Raw genomic sequence first — 17,928 nt, forward strand, 5'->3', positions numbered from 1 at the left:
GGTCGCGTCCCGGGCCGCGACCGTCATCACGCTCGCCCTGGACCGGGTCCGGCACGCCTGCCTCCCGGAGGCCGCGGCGGCGATGGAGCACGCCCTGACCCGCACCGCGGCCGAGAACGACGCCGACTTCCTGGCCCGGGTCAGCCGCAGCTGGGCCGAGGCGCTGGACCAGGACGGCGCCGAACCCTCCGAGGAACTGCTCCGCCAGCTCCAGGGCGCCTTCCTCCGCAAACCCCGGCACGGCCTGCAGCACCTGGAAATCTTCGCCACCACGGACCAGTTCGAACACCTGATCACCGTGATGAACACCGCCACCAACCCCCGCACCGGCGAAAGCACCGCCACCGGACCTGGTGACGGGTCCGCGGCGGCGGATGCGCCCTGCGCGGCTGATGAGCCCGCCCCGCGGGAGGACCCCGCGCTGCCGTCCCTGGACCTCCGCTCCCGGCCCCAACGGCTGCTCGACGGCCTGGTCGGCGCGTGCAAGGCAGCCCTCGCCGCCGGAGGGCTGCCCGCGGCCGGCGGGCTCCGGCCCCAGGTCATGGCCACCATCGATTACCGGGACCTGCTCACCCGGCTCGGGACGACTCCCGCCGAAGCAGGCGGCCCTGCCAACACCGCACAGCACGGCACGGGAACCAGACACGGCACCGGGACGCTGCTGTTCACCGGCCCGGTCACCGCCGGCACCATCCGCAAAATCGCCTGCGACGCGGACATTATCCCGGTCGTCCTCGGCGGCGAGGGCCAGATCCTGGACATCGGCCGGGCCTCCCGCGTCTTCCCGCCGCATATCCGCAAGGCCATCACGGCCCGGGACCAGGGCTGCGCCTTCCCGCAATGCACGATCCCCGCATCCTGGTGCGAGGCCCACCACATCGCCTACTGGTCCCGCGGCGGAACCACCGGAGCCGGCAACGGCACCCTGCTCTGCTCCCATCACCACCACGTGATCCACAAGGAACACTGGAGCATCCAGATGCGCACCGGGACCCCCTGGTTCATCCCGCCACCCCACCTCGACCCCGCCCGGACACCCCGCCGGAACAGATACTTCCGCCTGGAGTGACCCCGGCGCCCACGGCTAGTCCCGCCGACGCGTCACCGCCCCCACCGCGCGCAATATCGGCTGCGACTCCGACTTGATCGCCGTCGTCCTCGGCGGCGAGGGCCAGGTCTTGGACACCGGCCGAATCTCTCCGCGTCCTGGTGCGAAGGCCACCCCATCACGTAGTAGTTCCGCGCCGGAACCACCGGAACCCGGCAACGGGACAGGTCGTTAATAAGAGCTCTGGGAGCAGCAGCTATTTCTCAGAGAATCTTGGGCCGAAGACTCACGATTGCAACGCAGTTAGGGCTGCGATACGTTGTGCCTTGAACGACACAATCATGTGGAACCTGGGACGCAACTGTTAGGTGGCGCTCAAGTGTGGATATGAGCCACGCGCGTACTCTTTCAAGAAGGGTTTCGCCCGATGGCAAGCTGCACCAAGATCACCTACTCCACCCCCTGGCACGCGAACCGCGCCCTCCAAGAAATCATCCGGCAGGGCTCGTCATCTGGGGGCAAGTTGCCCGCGAGCGTATACCCATGCGGAGGCTGCAAGGGATGGCACCTGACCTCGAAAAGGGCAGCTGGAAAAGCAAAGAAGTGGCAACGCCATTCTTCGTGAAAGTGTCTCCAGCGCGCTAACGGGACCCTGCCTTACTCGCACCACCACTTGATCCACAAGGACAGCGAACCATCCGGATGCGGACCGACGGCATACCTGGTTCATCCCCGCCGCACGTCGACCCGGCCGGGCCGGGCCGGGCCGGGCCTTCGGATGATCGCGCCAGCGCGTCATCAAGAGCAATGGTGATCAGGACGTCCGGCCGGTGCAACCAGATCAGCCCCGCCGGCCGAGCGGGCGTTAGAGGAACTCGGCCCGGCCTTCCATTGAAGAGGACGCCAGGGCGTGTTCCCGCCGCGGGATCCTGCCGGCCGCTTTCGCCAGCCTGCCGGCGATGACGGCATGTTTGAAGGCCTCGCCCATGAGCACCGGATTCTGCGCACGGGTCACCGCCGTAGCCAACAGCACGGCGTCGCAGCCGAGTTCCATCGCCAGGGCGGCGTCCGAAGCCGTGCCGATCCCGGCATCCAGCACCACGGGCACGGACGCGCGCGAGACGATCAGCTCGATGTTGTGCGGGTTCAGGATGCCCAGTCCGGTGCCGATCGGGGCGCCCAACGGCATCACGGCCGTCGCGCCGAGGTTTTCGAGCCGGAGGGCAAGCACGGGGTCGTCGTTCGTGTAGGCGAAGACCTTAAAGCCTCGGGCCACCAGCTGTTCGGTTGCGTCCACGAGTTCGACGGCGTCCGGCAGCAGTGTGTGCTCGTCGGCAATGACTTCGAGCTTGACCCAGTCCGTTTCCAGGGCCTCCCGCGCCAGTTCGGCGGTGAGGACGGCGTCCTTGGCGGTGAAGCAGCCTGCCGTGTTCGGCAGCACCCGGATCTGATGGTCCTCGAGCAGCTGGAACAGCGAGCCCGTCTCCGCCGGCGAATAGCGGCGCATCGCCACCGTGGTCAGCTCCGTCCCGGACGCCACCAGCGCCGCCCCGAGCCCGTCCAGGCTCGGCGCACCGCCGGTTCCCATGATGAGGCGGGAGCCGAGCCTTACGCCGTCGACCACGAACGGATCGGCCACCGCACCGGTCATGGGGACGGCCTGTGTTCCTGCGAACGTCGTCTCGTTCATGCTGGTCATCCTCCCTGGACTGCCGTGACAAGTTCGACGTCGTCGCCGTCGGCGAGCGCCGTGGCGTGCCACTGGCTGCGCGGCACCACTTCGGCGTTGCGGGCCACGGCGACACCGAGCTTCCGCCCGTCGGCAGCGCGGCCGTCGGGGCCGATGCTCCGGCCCGTGAGCTGGCTGACGAGTGTGGAGACGGAGGCGCCGTCGGCGACGCTCTGCTCCGTTCCGTTGAGTCGGATGTTCATGCTGCTTCCTTCTTGGGGCTGTCCCCGGACGTATCCGGGATGCGGGAAAAACGGTCGGGGCGGAACCCGGCCCAGCGCGGGTCCGGCGTGAAGTCCATGAGTTGCCGGCACACGACTGCAGCGGCGGGGGTCAGCAGGACGCCGTGCCGGAAGAATCCCGTGGCGATGATGAGCCCCGGGACGTCCCCGCCGTCCGGTCGTGCGACCCGCCCCAACAGCGGGGCGTTGTCCGGTGTGCCGGGCCGGGCCCGCGCCGTGGCTTCCAGCAGCTCCAGCTCGGCGACCGCGGGCACCAGCTGCTGGGCATCCCGCAGCAGCTGGTAAATGCCGCCGGCGGAAACCGCGTGAGGATCCGACGGCCCGTCCTCGCGCTGGGTGGCCCCGATCACCACGGTGCCGTCCTGGCGGGGGACGATGTACACCGGGACGCCGCGCACCATGCCCCGCACGGTGGCCGTGAGCAGCGGCTGCAGATGCGGGGGCACGCGGAGCCGGAGGATGTCGCCGTAGACGGGCCGCACCGGCAGCGCCAGCCCGGCCGGAAGCTCCTCGAGCGCGGCGGCACCGAGCCCGTTGGCGACCACGGTCTCGGCAGCCCGCACGGTACCGCCGCCGGCCAACCGCACACCCGCCACCTGTCCGTCCTGCCACAGCAGGCCTGCCGCGCGCCGCCGGACGAAGCTGCCGCCTTCCGCACCGAGCACGCCCGCGAGCCGGGTGATCAGCAGGCGGGGGTCCACCTGGTGGTCGGCCGGGATCTCGAAGGCACACGAGATGCCGGGACTCAGCAGGGGCTCCCGGGTGCGTGCCTCGCGCACTGTCAGTGGCTCCACGGCCAGGCCGCACGCCTGCTGGACTTCCCTCAAGTCCGCGAGCGCGCGCCGGTCCGCCGCGTCGGCCCCCACCGCCAGGGTCGGCGTCGTTAAGTAGCCGGTACCCGCCGGGGAATCCGCGCCGGCGGCACCGGCGTCGAGAGCCGCAGCGAATCCTGGCCACAACCGGGAGGCCTCAAGCATCAGTTCCAGGAGCTGCTCCTCCTGGTAGTGCAGTTCACTGACGGGGGCCAGCATGCCGGCCGCGGCCCAGCTGGCTCCGCTGCCGGGAGCATCATCGATCAGGACCACGGATCGGCCCGAGCGGATGGCCTCGAACGCGATGCCATGGCCGATCACCCCGCCGCCGATCACGGCCACGTCGGCAGTCGAATCCCCCGCGATGATTCCCTCTGCGGTACCGGGCCCTGTGTCACAAACCTGGGCGGCGGCGTCATTTGCGGCTCCGGCCGCACGGCCTGCTCGTGTGCCCATGAAGAATTCCTTCCCTACGCCGGTACTAGCCGGATCAGGTCAAGCGGTCGGCTCTGACGCCCTCTCAGCCGGGCAGCGGCGACATGGCTGCTGCGGGCTCCCGCGGTATGCGCCCAGTTTAGAGGAACTAGGCTGGTCCCATGAGCCAGGACCCTCTCCACACCACCGCCCGCCTCTATCTCTGCACCGACGCCCGCAGGGACCGCGGCGACTTCGAGGACTTCGTGAACGCCGCCTTCGCCGGCGGCGTGGACATCATCCAGTTGCGCGACAAGTCGCTCGAGGCCTCCGAGGAGCTGGAACTGCTGGAGGTCCTGCACACCGCAGCGCAGCGCCACGGGCGTCTGTGGGCCGTCAATGACCGGGCGGACATCGCCTCCCTGTCCGGGGCTCCGGTGTTCCATGTCGGTCAGAAGGACATTTCGCTCGACGCCGCCCGCGGCTTTCTCGGCAAGGATGCCGTGATCGGCCTGTCCACCCACAGCCCGAAGCAGGTGGACGCCGCCATCGCTGCCGCGCCCGGCCGCAAAGGACTCGATTACTTCTGTGTTGGCCCCGTGTGGGCGACGCCCACCAAACCCGGACGCGCCGCCGTCGGCCTCGATCTGGTGCGCTACGCCGCCCAGGCGATCGGCGGGGCGGACACGGAGGGAACCGGCAAGGTCAACGAAAGCCTGCTGCCGTGGTTCGCGATCGGCGGGATCGACCTCAGTAACGTGGAGCAGGTAGTCGATGCCGGTGCCCGGCGGATCGTCGTGGTCCGGGCGATCACCGACGCCGCTGATCCGGCCCACGCGGCCGGAGCCTTGCTGGCGGCGCTGGACGCCGCCGCATCCTAAGCAGGTCCCCGGCCCGTAATACCGGCCGGCACTGAAACTATCCGGCGAGACCCAGCTCCGTCATCCGGCGCGCGTGATTCGCTGCGAGTTCGGCCGCCAGGCCGTTGACCAGCGCCCGGGCGCCGGCGTCGTCCAGCCCCGACAGTCCGCCGAGGAACGCGTGCTCAGCGCTGACACGCTGGGCGTGGTTCAGGACCTCCCCCAGCAGGCGCCGGGCCCACAGCGCCAGGCGCGACGCGAGCCGGGGGTCATCGGCCAGGGCCGCCTTGAGGCGGGCCTGCAGCACGGCCGTGGACTCACCGGTGGAGCGGACCTGCCCGATCAACTCACGGGTCGCGGCGTCGACGTACCGGCCCACCACGCCGTAAAAGTCCGCGGCGACCGTGTCGATCACGTAGGCCTTCATGAGGGCCTCGTACCAGTCCGACGGGCGCGTGCGTTCGTGGAAGTGGTCCACCGAGGGCTGGAACGGCAGCATGGCGGCCTCCGTATCCAAGCCCATGTGTTCGAGGCGGGTTCGGACGAGTTCGTAATGCTGGAACTCGACCACCGCCATCCTGCCCAGCACCGCACGGTCATGCAGCGTGGGCGAATACCGGGCACTCGAGGACAGCCGTTCGAAGGCGGAAAGCTCGCCGTACGCCAAGACTCCCAGCAGGTCGGCGATGAAGCTGTTGTAGAGGGCCGGATCGTCCGCAGTTGCGCTCATCATCCAAGACTAATAGCGGAAATCGGGCTACCCTGATTTTCGTGTCCCATCATCGCCTGACCCCCAGTGTCCACGAGCAGCAGAACCAGCTTGCCGGGGCCCTCAAGGCGTTGCGCACCACGCTGGAACTGCCCGGCCCGTTCCCCGAAGTTGTGCTGCGCGACGCGGAGGCGGCAGTGGCCGAGCACAAGCTCCCGGACCTTGACCTCACGCATGTCGAGTTCGTGACCATCGATCCGGCGTCGTCCACCGACCTGGATCAGGCCCTCTTTATCGAACGGAGCGACGGCGGCTACAAGGTCTTCTATGCCATCGCCGACGTCCCCTCTTTTGTCGCCCCGGGCGGGGCGCTCGACGCCGAGACCCGGCGCCGCGGCCAGACCTTCTACACCCCGGACGGCCGGATTCCGCTGCATCCGGAGATCATCAGCGAGGCCGCCGGCAGCCTGCTCGCCGGGCAGCTGTGCGCTGCTTTCGTCTGGGAGTTCGAGCTCGACGCCGCGGCAGAGGTCGCCTCGGTCCTCGTGCGCCGGGCACAGGTCCGCAGCCGCGCGAAGCTCAACTACAAGGGCGTGCAGGCCGAGCTCGACGCCGGCACCGCGTCGCCCGTGCTGCAGCTGCTGAAAGAAGTAGGCATTAAACGGGTGGAACTGGAACGCCTGCGCGGCGGCGCGAGCCTGAACATGCCGGAACAGGAGATCCAGCAACTGCCCGACGGCGGCTACCGGATCGTGGCGGCCCCGCCGCTGCCGGTGGAGGACTGGAACGCCCAGATTTCACTCATGACCGGGATGGCCGCCGCGGCGCTCATGCTCCAGGGCAAAGTCGGCATCCTGCGCACCATGCCCGCCCCGGACGAGGCGTCACTGCGCCACTTCCACCGGCAGACCCACGCCCTCGGCAAGCCCTGGGACGGGGAAATGCGCTACGGCGAGTACCTGCGGACCCTTGACCCGACGGACCCCCGGCAGCTGGCCATTGTGCATTCGGCCGGGATGCTCTTCCGCGGTGCCGGATACACACCCTTCGACGGCACAGTGCCCAACGCCGCCGTCCAGGCCGCCATTGGCGCCGCCTACGCCCATTCCACGGCACCGTTGCGGCGGCTGGTCGACCGCTTCGTGCTGGTGATCTGCGAGGCCCTGAGCAACGGCACCGAAGTTCCTGCCTGGGCCCGGGAGGCGCTGCCGTCCCTCCCTGCCATCATGGGCACCTCGGACCAGCTGGCCGCGAAACTGGAGCGGCTGTCGCTGGACACCGTTGAGGCGGCGCTGCTCGTCAACCACATCGGCCAGGAATTCGACGCTGTCGTCATCTCCGGTCCCAAGCCGGCCAAGGGCACCAACGGCACCAGCAACGGCAACGGGAAGACCAACGGCAACGGAAACGGCCCGTCCGGGATCGTCCAGATCGCCGAGCCCGCCGTGACCGCACGCTGCCCCGGCGAGCTGGAACCGGGCACCAAAGTCCGGGTCCGGGTGGTGTCCTCGGACATCGCCACGCGGGAAATCCAGTTGGAGCTCGTGGGCTGACGGCCCGCTGGCGGTCCGCGGGCCGTCCCCACGCCGTCGCCAGCCAGCGCTGCCGGCCGCCCTCCCGGTCACCTTCCGAGGCGCAATCACCCGCCCAGTCGAGGATCCGCGCCTTGTACAGCTAGACTGAAGAGGTAGAAATGGATGCCCGGTCGTTGATTTCCATGATTTTCGAATTCAACAAGCCCGCCCCTACGCGATCTTGAGATACACCCGCTGGTCCCCAGTGCCAGCATTTAGATAGCCCGCGATCGGCTTCCACTGGAATTGCTTGCGCGCCTGAGCGTGCTCCGGAACGGCCGCCATGGCCGGCCCCGTTGAGCAAGCAGCGCAGCCCAAAATGAATAAGGAAACTCCCCTGTGAGTGAATTGCACACGCACCAGCTTCTGACCGATGAGTCCGGCACGGAGAGCATCGAGCCCGAAGAGACCATCATCTCGGACGAAAAGCCGCACGAGATTGCCGAGAAGACCTTTGCCGACTTCAATGTCCGCGCGGACATCGTGGAATCCCTGGCCGACGCCGGCATCACCCACCCCTTCCCGATCCAGGCCATGACCCTGCCGGTCGCACTGGCAGGGCATGACATCATCGGCCAGGCCAAGACCGGTACTGGCAAGACGCTCGGCTTCGGCATCCCGGCGCTGCAGCGCGTCGTCGGCCGCGACGACGCCGGCTTCGACAAACTGGCCGTTCCCGGCGCCCCGCAGGCCCTGGTGATCGTGCCCACCCGCGAGCTCGCCGTCCAGGTAGCCAAGGACCTCGAAAACGCCGCCAAGAAGCGCAACGCCCGCATCGCCACCATCTATGGTGGCCGCGCTTACGAGCCGCAGGTCGAGGCGCTGCAGAACGGCGTCGAGGTTGTCGTCGGCACCCCCGGCCGCCTGATCGACCTCTTCAAGCAGAAGCACCTGAGCCTGAAGAACGTCAAGATCGTCATCCTCGACGAAGCCGACGAGATGCTGGACCTTGGGTTCCTGCCGGACGTCGAGACCCTGATCGCCGGCACGCCCGCGGTCCGCCAAACGCTCCTGTTCTCCGCCACCATGCCCGGCCCGGTCATCGCCATGGCCCGCCGCTACATGACCCAGCCGACCCACATCCGCGCCGCGGACCCGGACGACGAGGGCCTGACCAAGCGCGACATCCGCCAGCTGATCTACCGTGCCCACAGCATGGACAAGGTGGAAGTGGTAGCCCGCATCCTGCAGGCCCGCGGACGCGGCCGGACCATCATCTTCACCAAGACCAAGCGCACCGCCGCGAAGGTGGCCGAGGAACTGGTGGACCGCGGTTTTGCTGCGGCCGCCATCCACGGTGACCTCGGCCAGGGCGCCCGCGAACAGGCGCTGCGCGCCTTCCGCAACAACAAGGTGGACGTCCTCGTTGCCACCGACGTCGCCGCCCGCGGCATCGACGTCGACGACGTCACCCACGTAATCAACTACCAGTGCGTCGAAGACGAGAAGATCTACCTGCACCGCGTGGGCCGCACCGGCCGTGCCGGCAACAAGGGCACCGCCGTGACCTTTGTTGACTGGGACGACATGCCGCGCTGGGGGCTCATCAACAAGGCCCTCGGCCTGAGCTACCCCGAGCCCGTGGAAACCTACTCGTCCTCGCCCCACCTGTTCGAGGAACTCGACATCCCCGCAGGCACCAAGGGCCGGCTGCCGCGCGACAAGCGTGTGCTGGCCGGCGTCGACGCGGAGGTCCTCGAGGACCTCGGCGAGACCGGCAAGAAGAACTCGCGCACCAGCGCAAAGGACAGCGGAAGGGACGGCGCAAAGGACGGCAGCCGCACGAGCAGCCGTGACGGCGCCCGTGAAGGCAGCCGCACGAGCAGCCGTGACGGCGCCCGCGAGGGCAGCCGCACCGGCGGACGTGACTCGCGCCGCAGCGGCACCGAAGCCGGCGGCCGCTCCGGCGACCGCCGTCGCCGTCCCGCCGAGGCCGATGCCGCCACGGCGTCCCCCGCGAACGGACAGGGACCGGAAGCTGCCGCCGCCGCTCCGGCGAAGGCCCCCACCGAGGTGGACCGGGCGACCCGTGCCCGGCGCCGGACCCGCACCCGCCGCCGCAACGGCGAGGTAGTGGCCGGCGGCGACGCACAGCCGAGCGGCGCCGAGGCCTAATCCCCTCCATGACTGACACCGTCTGGGCGCCGGACGGCAGCAACCTGGTGGTTCACGCGGACAACGCGGAATACCTCCCCACGCTGCCGGACGGCGCCTTCACACTGATTTACGTGGACCCGCCCTTCAACACCGGCCGGGTCCAGCGGCGCCAGGAAACCAGGATGGTGCTCAACGCCGGCGGCGAGGGTGACCGCGTCGGGTTCAAGGGCCGGTCCTACGACACCATCAAGGGCGCGCTGCACAAGTACGACGACGCGTTCAGCGACTACTGGTCCTTCCTCGAGCCCCGGCTCGTGGAGGCCTGGCGGCTCCTGGCCGACGACGGCACTCTGTACCTGCACCTGGACTACCGCGAGGTGCACTACGCAAAGGTCATGCTGGACGCGATCTTCGGCCGCGAATGTTTCCTGAACGAGATCATCTGGGCGTACGACTACGGTGCAAGGGCCAAGTACCGCTGGCCCACCAAGCACGACAACATCCTCGTCTACGTCAAGAACCCGGCGAAGTACCACTTCGACAGCGCCGAGGTGGACCGTGAGCCCTACATGGCGCCCGGACTGGTGACCCCCGCCAAGCGCGAGCTCGGCAAGTTGCCCACGGACGTGTGGTGGCACACGATCGTTTCGCCGACCGGCAAGGAGAAAACCGGCTACCCGACGCAGAAGCCGGAGGGGCTGATCCGCCGCGTGGTTGCGGCCTCGAGCCGGCCGGGCGACTGGTGCCTGGACTTCTTCGCAGGTTCTGGCACGCTCGGGTCCGTGGCCGCGAAACTCGACCGCAGGTTCGTGTGCGTGGACCAGAACCAGCCGGCCATCGACGTCATGGCCAAGCGCCTGGCCGCGCAGGCGCAGTTCACGTCTTTCCCGACGGTCTGACCCGCCGCTCTCACCGCGCCCCGCCGTTCCAGCGAGCCCCGCCGTTCCCACCCGTTGTGCTATCACTTGTGGCGGCGATTCGGGGCCCGGGGGGGGCTTCAAACGGACGCTAAGTGATAGCGCAACCCGGGGCCGGGGCGGCTTTTCAGCGCACCACGGACGAGCCTGTGCCCAGTTCCTCGATCCGGGCAAAGACTTCTGCGGAGGTCAGGTTCTCGCCCAACAGGTTCGGCTTTCCTGCGCCGTGGTAATCGGAGGACCCTGTGATCAGCAGGCCATAGCGTTCGGCGATGCGGCGCAGGAACGTCCGGCCCTCCTCGGGGTTGTCCCGGTGGTAGATTTCCAGGCCTGCCAGGCCGGCGTCGATCATCTCCCGGAAGGTCCCCTCCCCCACGATCCGGCCGCGGGCGGATGCCACGGGGTGGGCGAACACCGGCACGCCCCCCGCCGCACGGACCAGTTCGACAGCGAGCGCCGGCTCCGGCGCATAGTGCTGGACCCAGTAGCGCGAACGTGCTGTGAGGATGGAACCAAAAGCCTCGGCCCGGTCTTCCACCACACCGGCCGCGACGAGCGCGTCGGCGATGTGCGGGCGGCCCAGGGTGGCCCCCGGCGCGACGTGGTGAATCACGTCGTCCCATGTCAGCGGGTAGTCCTCCGACAAAAGGGTGACCATCTTCTGCGCCCTCGTGTGCCGGGCGTCCTTGGACTTGGTGATTTCCTCAAGCAGTCCGGGATGCGCGGGGTCGTGGAGGTAGCTGAGCAGGTGGACGCTGATGCCTTCCGCTGTGCGGCAGGAGATCTCCATCCCCGGGACCAGCGCGACCCCGGCTTTCCGGGCGGCGACGGCGGCCTCCGCCCACCCGGCAGTGGAATCGTGATCGGTCAGGGCGATGACGTCGAGGCCCGCGGCGGCGGCGGACTCCATGACGCCGGCCGGCGCCTGGGTGCCGTCGGAAACGTTGGAGTGCGCATGCAGGTCAATCCTCACCTCACCAGCCTAGTAGATGGCAGTATCCAAAGCCTCGGCCCCTTCTTGCCGGGCCCTGCAGCGGCCCTGCAGCGCGAGCGCGCCGTTGGCCTAAGCCGCGGCGCTGGTGAGACTATGGGACGGTGAACGATGCAGATAACACCCTAGTCTCCGCTTCCCAGCCCCTCGAAGAGCGCGTCAACAACCGCTCGCAGCGGCCCAGCTCCGACGCCTTCAAAGCCTTCATGGCCAGCAACTGGGCGCCGGCCTCGCAACAGCTCCCCGAGCGGGACGCCGTCGCGGGCCACGCCGCAGGCCGGCGCCGCTCCATCTCAGGCCAGTTCAAAGGTGAACGCCTGGTCATCCCCGCCGGCCCGCTGAAGGTCCGCTCGAACGACTGCGACTACCGCTTCCGGCCGCACTCCGCCTTCGCTCACCTCACCGGCCTCGGCCTGGACCACGAACCTGATGCGGTCCTGATCCTGGAACCGGTCGCGGAGGGCACCGGCGACGACGGCGGAAACCACCACGCCACGCTGTACTTCCGCCCGTTGGCCGGCCGCGACACCGAGCAGTTCTACGCCGATTCCCGCTCCGGGGAGTTCTGGATCGGCGCACGCCCGACCCTGGCCGAGTTCAAGGCCAAGCTGGGACTCGACACGGCCGACATCGCCGAACTCGAACTCGCCATCACCAAGAATGTCGGTGCGCCGGAGATCGGCGGAATCTCCATCAGGCTGGTCCGCAAGGTTGACGAGAACATCGACGCGCTCGTCGACACTGCCCGCTACAACACGGCCAAGGACCCCGACAACCTCGACCTGAGCGTGCTCGACGCCCTGGACGAGAAACTCACAGAGGCCCTCTCGGAACTGCGCCTGCTCAAGGACGAGTGGGAAATCGAACAGATGAAGATCGCCGTCGCCGCCACCGTTGCCGGCTTCACCGAGGTGGTCAAGGCGATCCCGCGGGCGCTGACCCACCACCGCGGCGAGCGCGTCGTGGAAGGGGCGTTCTTCGCCCGGGCCCGCGAGGAAGGCAACGAGCTCGGCTACGACACCATCGCCGCCTCCGGCAACAACGCCACCGTGCTGCACTGGACCCGGAACACCGGCAAGATCAACGCGGGCGAACTGCTGCTGCTGGACGCCGGAGTCGAGGCCGATTCCCTCTACACCGCGGACATCACCCGTACCCTGCCGGCCAACGGCAAGTTCTCCGAGGTCCAGCGCAGGGTCTACGAGGCAGTGCTCGACGCCGCCGACGCCGGCTTTGCCGCCGCCCAGCCGGGCACGAAGTTCCGGGACATCCACACGGCAGCCACCACGGTGCTGGCCGAGCGGCTTGCCGAATGGGGCCTCCTGCCCGTCTCCGTCGAGGAAGCCGTGAGCACCGAGGGCCAGCAGCACCGCCGGTGGATGCCGCACGGCACCAGCCACCACCTCGGCCTCGACGTCCACGACTGCGCCCAGGCGAAGCGGGAACTCTACCTCGACGGCGTGCTCACGCCCGGCATGGTGTTCACGATCGAACCCGGCCTGTACTTCAAGAGCGAGGACATCGGCATCCCCGAGGAATACCGCGGCATCGGCGTCCGGATCGAGGACGACATCCTCATGACGGCCGACGGCCCGGTCAACCTCAGCGCCGCACTGCCGCGCAAGGCCGACGACGTCGAGTCCTGGATGGCCGGCATCTACCTGGAAGTAGACGGCCAGACTCCGTAGGTCAGTCAGGCAGTAAACAGCAGGAAAAGCAGCAAAAAAGGGAGGGTCCCGGATGTCCGGGACCCTCCCTTGTTGCTGCCTGTTTTTGCTTGGCCTCAGTGTTGCCTGAATCAGTGCTGCTGGCCGTCCTGGCCCGCCGCGGGCTTCTCGCTGTCCGTGACCCTGACCCCGTACTGCGGGCGGCCGTCCGGGAGATCCGGATAGCTCACCCCGGAAACCCGGCCGGCCGGGCGGGCCGCCGCCTCCTCAGCCGCGGCCGGCGCCGTCAGAGCGGGGCCTGCGGGGCCCTCCTGCTGGGGTGCACCGCCCTGGTACTGCCCGGCCGGGTCTGCGCCGGTCTCCGGCGTTCTCTGGCCGTAAGGGTCGTTCCAGCCCGCGGGGCGCTGCGGCGCATGGGTCTGCTGTCCCGGCTGCTGTGGGCCGGGCTGCTGCGGTGCCTGATGGCGGTAGTCCTGCTGAGCGAAACCGCCGGCCGCGGCACCGGACGCGTCATGCGCCGTCATAGGCAACTGGTGCAGCAGGCGCCGGGCTTCGCCGGCGGCCTCGAAGGAGACCACGACGTCGTAATTGGTCGCCACCACCTGGCTGGTTGAGGTGAAGTCACGCTTGCCGCGCTGCATGGCGTACGTGACGATGCCAAACAGCATGAAGAACGCGGCACCCATCAGCACTGACGTCACAATCGAGAAATAACCGGGGGTTGTGGAGAAGAAGGACAGCATGACGCCGACGAACAGGCCGAACCACATGCCGCTGAGGGCGCCGGAGAGGGCGACGCGGGGGTAGGTGAGCCGGCCGGTCACCCGCTCGACCATTTTCAGGTCATTGCCCACGATCGACACCATCTGCACGGGGAACTGCTGGTCAGCCAGGTAGTCCACCGCCTTCTGGGCATCCAGGTAGGAGTTGTAGGAACCGACAACGTCGCCTCTCGGGACGGTGCGGGCCTCGTCCGAGCCGTTGGGGGCACCGGCCCTGGGAGCACCAAAAATGTTTGACATATGCCCATTCTCACCCATCGGGCTGGTGTGCGGCTGGAAATTCAGCTAAAAGAGAGCAGACTCGGTAGCCTGTAGGGGTGAGCACGAATCTTTCGCGAGTGTTTGTCGCGCGCCTCCTCGGACTGGACGTCTTCGACCCATTGGGCGACCGTCTGGGTCGGCTGCGCGATGTCGTGGTGCTCTCCCGCGGAACCAGAGGCGCCCCGCACGTGGTGGGCATCGTCGTCGAGGTCCCCGGCAAGAAGCGCGTCTTCGTGCCGATGACCCGGATTACGTCCATAGACCAGACCCAGGTCATCTGCACCGGGCTGGTCAATCTCCGCCGTTTCGAACAGCGCGGCGCGGAAACCCTTGTGGTGGCCGAAATGTTCGACCGCCGGGTGACCCTTGCGGACGGCAGCGGCGACGCGACCATCGAGGACATCGCCATGGACCGGCACCGCTCCGGCGACTGGTTCGTCAGCAAGCTCTTCGTCCGCCGCGGCCACTCCCTCTCGCCCCTGAGCCGGCTGCGCCGCAATGAAACCCTCATCATCGACTGGGCCGATGCCCGGCAAGGCGCCAAGACCGAGCCACAGGCCGCCACCCAGTTCGTGGCCACGCACGAGGACCTCAAGCCCGCCGACTTCGCCGAGGCCCTGCAGGAAATGAGCGACAAGCGCCGCTTCGAGGTTGCGAGCGAACTCCAGGACGAACGGCTCGCGGACGTCCTGCAGGAGATGCGCGAAGGCGATCAGGTGGAGATCCTCTCCGCCCTGGACGTCAACCGCGCCGCCGACGTCCTCGAGGAGATGGATCCGGACGACGCCGCCGACCTCCTCGCCGAACTCCCCAGCGCCCAGGCTGAAGAACTCCTGCAGTTGATGGAACCCGAAGGCGCCGAAGACGTCCGCCGCCTGCTCGAATACGACGAGGACACCGCCGGCGGGCTCATGACGCCCGTGCCGGTGATCCTTCCCCCGGAAGCAACCGTCGCCGAGGCACTCGCGCACGTACGCCGGGAGGAACTCTCCCCCGCCCTGGCGTCGTCGATCTTCGTCGCCCGGCCCCCGTTGGAGACGCCGACGGGACGATTCCTCGGCGTCGTCCATATCCAGCAGCTCTTGCGCTTTCCGCCGCCGGAGCCGCTGGGCAATCTGGTGGACAAGAGCCTGGAGCCGGTCTCCGACCAGGCCCACATCAGCGAGGTCGCCCGCGCGCTGGCAACGTACAACCTCAACTCGCTTCCAGTTGTCAACGATGACGGACGGCTTGTGGGGGCGGTGACTGTTGACGACGTGCTTGATCATCTGTTGCCGGACGACTGGCGCGCCCACGAGGACGATGCCCCGATAAGAAAGCTTGGAGGCCGCATTGGCTGATCCCACAGCACCACGGACCTCCAACGTCCGCCCTGGCGGCAGGACCACCGGCGGCCTCGACACGCCCCTGAGCGGCCGGCAGCGTATCCTGCCCAACTTCCGTCCCGACCCGGACGCCTTCGGCCATGCCACGGAAGGCTTCGCCCGTTTCATGGGAACCCCCGCGTTCCTGATGTACATGACGGTGTTCTGCTTGTTCTGGCTGGGCTGGAACACGTGGGCGCCGGAGGAATGGCAGTTCGATTCACGGGCGCTGGGGTTCACGCTGCTGACCCTCATGCTGTCCCTGCAGGCCTCCTACGCCGCGCCCCTGCTGCTGCTGGCCCAGAACCGCCAGGACGACCGCGACAAGGTCTCGCTGCAGCAGGACCGCCAGCGGGCCGAGCGCAATCTCTCCGACACTGAATACCTGACCCGGGAACTTGCGTCCCTGCGCATCGCGCTGCGCGAGGTCGCCACCCGCGATTACGTCCGCGCCGAGCTCCGCAGCCTGCTGGAGGACATGCTGGAGGCCCAGGAGGAACTGCGCACCCACGATCCTTCCGCCGGCGCCCACGAGACCCCGCGGGAAAAGGTCAAGGAGAAGATGAAGGAGCGGCGCGACAAGCAGCGCAGCCCCCGGACCCAGCAAATCCCCCGGGTCAAGGCCGGCGGCAAGCGCGATGACCCGGCGAAGGACCGTGCGGTGGACCCGTCGCAGGACTCTTCACAGGACCCGACAGGGAACCCCTCGGGGAAACTGCCGAACCCGTCGGCGAACCACTCTGAGGCCGTGACCGATCCCACCCGCCAGCCCGCACACCGCACCATCCCCGAAAGCTGAGCATCGCCCGCATGAGCACCCCGCTGGAACAGGCAGTGCACGGCGCACTTGCCACCGTGATCGACCCTGAGCTCCGCCGCCCCATCACCGAGCTCGGCATGGTGGAGTCCGTTGAGATCGGCGACGGCGGCCGCGTGCGGATCGCGGTGCTGCTGACCATCGCGGGCTGCCCGCTGCGCGGCACCATCACGGCGGACACCGAGGCTGCATTGTCCGCCGTCCCGGGCGTCACCGGCGTGGACGTGGACCTTAAAGTGATGACGCAGGTCCAGCGCGACGCCCTCAAGGAGCAGTTGCGGGGCGCCGGCGCCCAGCGCGGCATCCCGTTCAACGCGCCGGGCTCGCTGACCAAGGTGTACGCCGTCGCGAGCGGCAAGGGCGGCGTGGGCAAGTCCTCCGTCACGGTCAACCTGGCATGCGCCCTGGCCGCCCAGGGGCTCCGTGTGGGGATCGTGGACGCGGATGTGTACGGTTTCTCCGTTCCGGCGCTGATGGGCATCACACAGGCCCCCACGCGGGTGGACGACATGATCCTGCCGCCCGTGGCCTACGGGGTCAAGGTCATCTCCATCGGCATGTTCGTCACCGGGAACCAGCCCGTGGCGTGGCGGGGCCCGATGCTGCACAGGGCGCTCGAGCAGTTCCTCACCGACGTCTACTTCGGCGACCTCGACGCCCTCTTCCTGGACCTGCCCCCCGGCACCGGCGACATCGCGATCTCCGTCGCCCAGCTGCTGCCCAAGGCGCAGATCCTCGTCGTGACCACTCCGCAGGCGGCCGCCGCGGATGTTGCCGAGCGGGCGGGTGCGATCGCCACCCAGACGGGCCAGACCGTGGCCGGCGTCGTGGAAAACATGTCGTATCTTGAACTGCCCGACGGCGGCAGGATGGAACTGTTCGGCAGCGGCGGCGGCGCCGTGCTGGCCGAGCGCCTCTCGGCCACCGTGGGTGAGGACGTGCCGCTGCTGGGCCAGATTCCACTCGAAGTCCTGCTGCGTGAGGGTGGGGATTCCGGAGTGCCGCTGGTGCTGGGCCGTCCGGAGACGCCTGCGGCCGTGGCCTTGGCGGGGATCGCCGGCAGGCTGGCGTCGGTTCCCCGCGGCCTCAAGGGCATGCCGCTGGGTCTGCAGCCCCGCTGACAGGGCCCGTCCGCATCACTGCGAAGGCACTGCGGCAGGTCCGCCGCGGGAAGTCCTAGGTCGCCTCTGAGTCGAAGGGTGCCGGTTCGCCCTCGGGCAGCCGCTCGAGCACCCGCTCGGGGCGGTGCACGGCGACGGCAGTCGCGGCAGCGGCCGCGGAGACCGTTGCGGGTGCCCCGGCGCTCATCGGCTTGGTGTCATCGTCAAGGAGCGCTTCCTTGATGATCCGGCGGGGATCGTACTGGCGCGGATCGTACTTCTTCCAGTCGACCTCATCGATGTCGATGCCGACTTCTTCCTTGATCTGTTCCCGCGCACCTGACGCCATCCGGCGCACTTCCTTGACAATATTGGCAAGTTTCTGGGTGTATTCGGGCAGCCTGCTGGGACCAATCACCAGAAGGCCGATGATCAGCAGAAGTAAGAACTCCGGTCCATTGATTCCAAGCACTTTAGGAAGGTTACCCTCTCGCTCGGGCTGGCGACGATTCCGCGAAGTCCGTATGCCGGCCATGTCCGGCCC

The 17,928-nt window shown here is 68.4% G+C and carries 16 protein-coding genes and 1 riboswitch; of the genes, 9 read left to right on the forward strand and 7 right to left on the reverse strand.

Features of this window, described 5'->3' with window-relative positions; genetic code table 11:
• On the forward strand, nucleotides 1-1,069 hold a 1,069-nt coding region (locus AC1DRO_RS04560; protein WP_476949995.1), incomplete at its 5' end, for a DUF222 domain-containing protein.
• Nucleotides 1,070-1,913: 844 nt separating this feature from the next.
• On the opposite strand, the gene AC1DRO_RS04565 is transcribed toward AC1DRO_RS04560, so the two are convergent.
• The 3 genes from AC1DRO_RS04565 to thiO all read right to left on the reverse strand — a co-directional run bounded on the left by AC1DRO_RS04565 (nucleotide 1,914) and on the right by thiO (nucleotide 4,287).
• The gene (locus AC1DRO_RS04565) at nucleotides 1,914-2,738 is read right to left on the reverse strand and encodes a thiazole synthase (RefSeq protein ID WP_476949996.1); all 825 of its coding nucleotides are present in this window, start codon (nucleotides 2,736-2,738) and stop codon (nucleotides 1,914-1,916) included.
• A 5-nt stretch (nucleotides 2,739-2,743) separates the two neighbouring features.
• Entirely contained in the window at nucleotides 2,744-2,980 is a 237-nt protein-coding gene (thiS, locus tag AC1DRO_RS04570; protein ID WP_018773837.1) for a sulfur carrier protein ThiS, read from the reverse strand.
• A complete protein-coding gene (thiO, locus tag AC1DRO_RS04575) occupies nucleotides 2,977-4,287 on the reverse strand; it encodes a glycine oxidase ThiO (RefSeq protein WP_476949997.1) in 1,311 nt (436 codons plus the stop codon). The genes thiS and thiO overlap by 4 nt, the downstream gene beginning before the upstream one ends.
• Nucleotides 4,281-4,401, reverse strand: a riboswitch (TPP riboswitch). (Overlaps the previous gene by 7 nt.)
• A gap of 26 nt (nucleotides 4,402-4,427) precedes the next feature.
• Here thiO and thiE point away from each other — a divergent pair.
• Nucleotides 4,428-5,126, forward strand: a complete 699-nt coding sequence (gene thiE, locus AC1DRO_RS04580) for a thiamine phosphate synthase (RefSeq protein ID WP_476949998.1) — start codon at nucleotides 4,428-4,430, stop codon at nucleotides 5,124-5,126.
• 37 nt (nucleotides 5,127-5,163) lie between these two features.
• Here the strand turns inward: thiE and AC1DRO_RS04585 are convergent, their stop codons facing one another.
• Nucleotides 5,164-5,838, reverse strand: coding sequence for a ferritin-like fold-containing protein (locus AC1DRO_RS04585; RefSeq protein ID WP_476949999.1), 675 nt, complete (start codon nucleotides 5,836-5,838; stop codon nucleotides 5,164-5,166).
• Nucleotides 5,839-5,876: 38 nt separating this feature from the next.
• Here AC1DRO_RS04585 and AC1DRO_RS04590 point away from each other — a divergent pair, with 38 nt between their 5' ends.
• From AC1DRO_RS04590 to AC1DRO_RS04600, 3 genes are all read left to right on the forward strand, one after another.
• Nucleotides 5,877-7,367 (forward strand): RNB domain-containing ribonuclease, encoded by a 1,491-nt coding sequence (locus tag AC1DRO_RS04590; RefSeq protein ID WP_476950000.1) that lies wholly within the window; start codon nucleotides 5,877-5,879, stop codon nucleotides 7,365-7,367.
• A 360-nt stretch (nucleotides 7,368-7,727) separates the two neighbouring features.
• On the forward strand, nucleotides 7,728-9,503 hold the full coding sequence (locus AC1DRO_RS04595; RefSeq protein ID WP_476950001.1) for a DEAD/DEAH box helicase: 1,776 nt from the start codon (nucleotides 7,728-7,730) through the stop codon (nucleotides 9,501-9,503).
• Between the two features lie 8 nt (nucleotides 9,504-9,511).
• Nucleotides 9,512-10,384, forward strand: a complete 873-nt coding sequence (locus tag AC1DRO_RS04600) for a DNA-methyltransferase (RefSeq protein WP_028278091.1) — start codon at nucleotides 9,512-9,514, stop codon at nucleotides 10,382-10,384.
• 145 nt (nucleotides 10,385-10,529) lie between these two features.
• Here AC1DRO_RS04600 and AC1DRO_RS04605 read toward each other — a convergent pair whose 3' ends face one another.
• Entirely contained in the window at nucleotides 10,530-11,375 is an 846-nt protein-coding gene (locus tag AC1DRO_RS04605) for a PHP domain-containing protein (protein ID WP_476950002.1), read from the reverse strand.
• Between the two features lie 122 nt (nucleotides 11,376-11,497).
• On the opposite strand from AC1DRO_RS04605, the gene AC1DRO_RS04610 reads away from it, so the two are divergent.
• Nucleotides 11,498-13,081: an aminopeptidase P family protein gene (locus AC1DRO_RS04610; RefSeq protein ID WP_476950003.1), complete on the forward strand. Its 1,584-nt coding sequence runs from the start codon at nucleotides 11,498-11,500 to the stop codon at nucleotides 13,079-13,081.
• 110 nt (nucleotides 13,082-13,191) lie between these two features.
• Here the strand turns inward: AC1DRO_RS04610 and AC1DRO_RS04615 are convergent, their stop codons facing one another.
• Nucleotides 13,192-14,082 carry a YflT domain-containing protein gene (locus AC1DRO_RS04615; RefSeq protein WP_476950004.1) on the reverse strand — a complete coding sequence of 297 codons (891 nt, stop codon included), beginning with the start codon at nucleotides 14,080-14,082 and terminating at the stop codon, nucleotides 13,192-13,194.
• Nucleotides 14,083-14,159: 77 nt separating this feature from the next.
• Between AC1DRO_RS04615 and AC1DRO_RS04620 the strand changes: the two genes are divergently transcribed.
• From AC1DRO_RS04620 to AC1DRO_RS04630, 3 genes are read left to right on the forward strand one after another with little or no spacing between them, the layout of a single operon-like run.
• The gene (locus tag AC1DRO_RS04620) at nucleotides 14,160-15,443 is read left to right on the forward strand and encodes a magnesium transporter MgtE N-terminal domain-containing protein (RefSeq protein ID WP_028275668.1); all 1,284 of its coding nucleotides are present in this window, start codon (nucleotides 14,160-14,162) and stop codon (nucleotides 15,441-15,443) included.
• A complete protein-coding gene (locus AC1DRO_RS04625; RefSeq protein WP_476950005.1) occupies nucleotides 15,424-16,266 on the forward strand; it encodes a DUF1003 domain-containing protein in 843 nt (280 codons plus the stop codon). Before AC1DRO_RS04620 ends, AC1DRO_RS04625 begins: the two co-directional genes overlap by 20 nt.
• Nucleotides 16,267-16,277: 11 nt before the next feature.
• Nucleotides 16,278-17,405, forward strand: coding sequence for an Mrp/NBP35 family ATP-binding protein (locus AC1DRO_RS04630; RefSeq protein WP_476950006.1), 1,128 nt, complete (start codon nucleotides 16,278-16,280; stop codon nucleotides 17,403-17,405).
• A 55-nt stretch (nucleotides 17,406-17,460) separates the two neighbouring features.
• On the opposite strand, the gene AC1DRO_RS04635 is transcribed toward AC1DRO_RS04630, so the two are convergent.
• The gene (locus AC1DRO_RS04635; protein ID WP_028275671.1) at nucleotides 17,461-17,856 is read right to left on the reverse strand and encodes a twin-arginine translocase TatA/TatE family subunit; all 396 of its coding nucleotides are present in this window, start codon (nucleotides 17,854-17,856) and stop codon (nucleotides 17,461-17,463) included.
• Nucleotides 17,857-17,928 lie beyond the last annotated feature (72 nt).

The organism is Arthrobacter sp. P4_F11 (assembly GCF_056401395.1).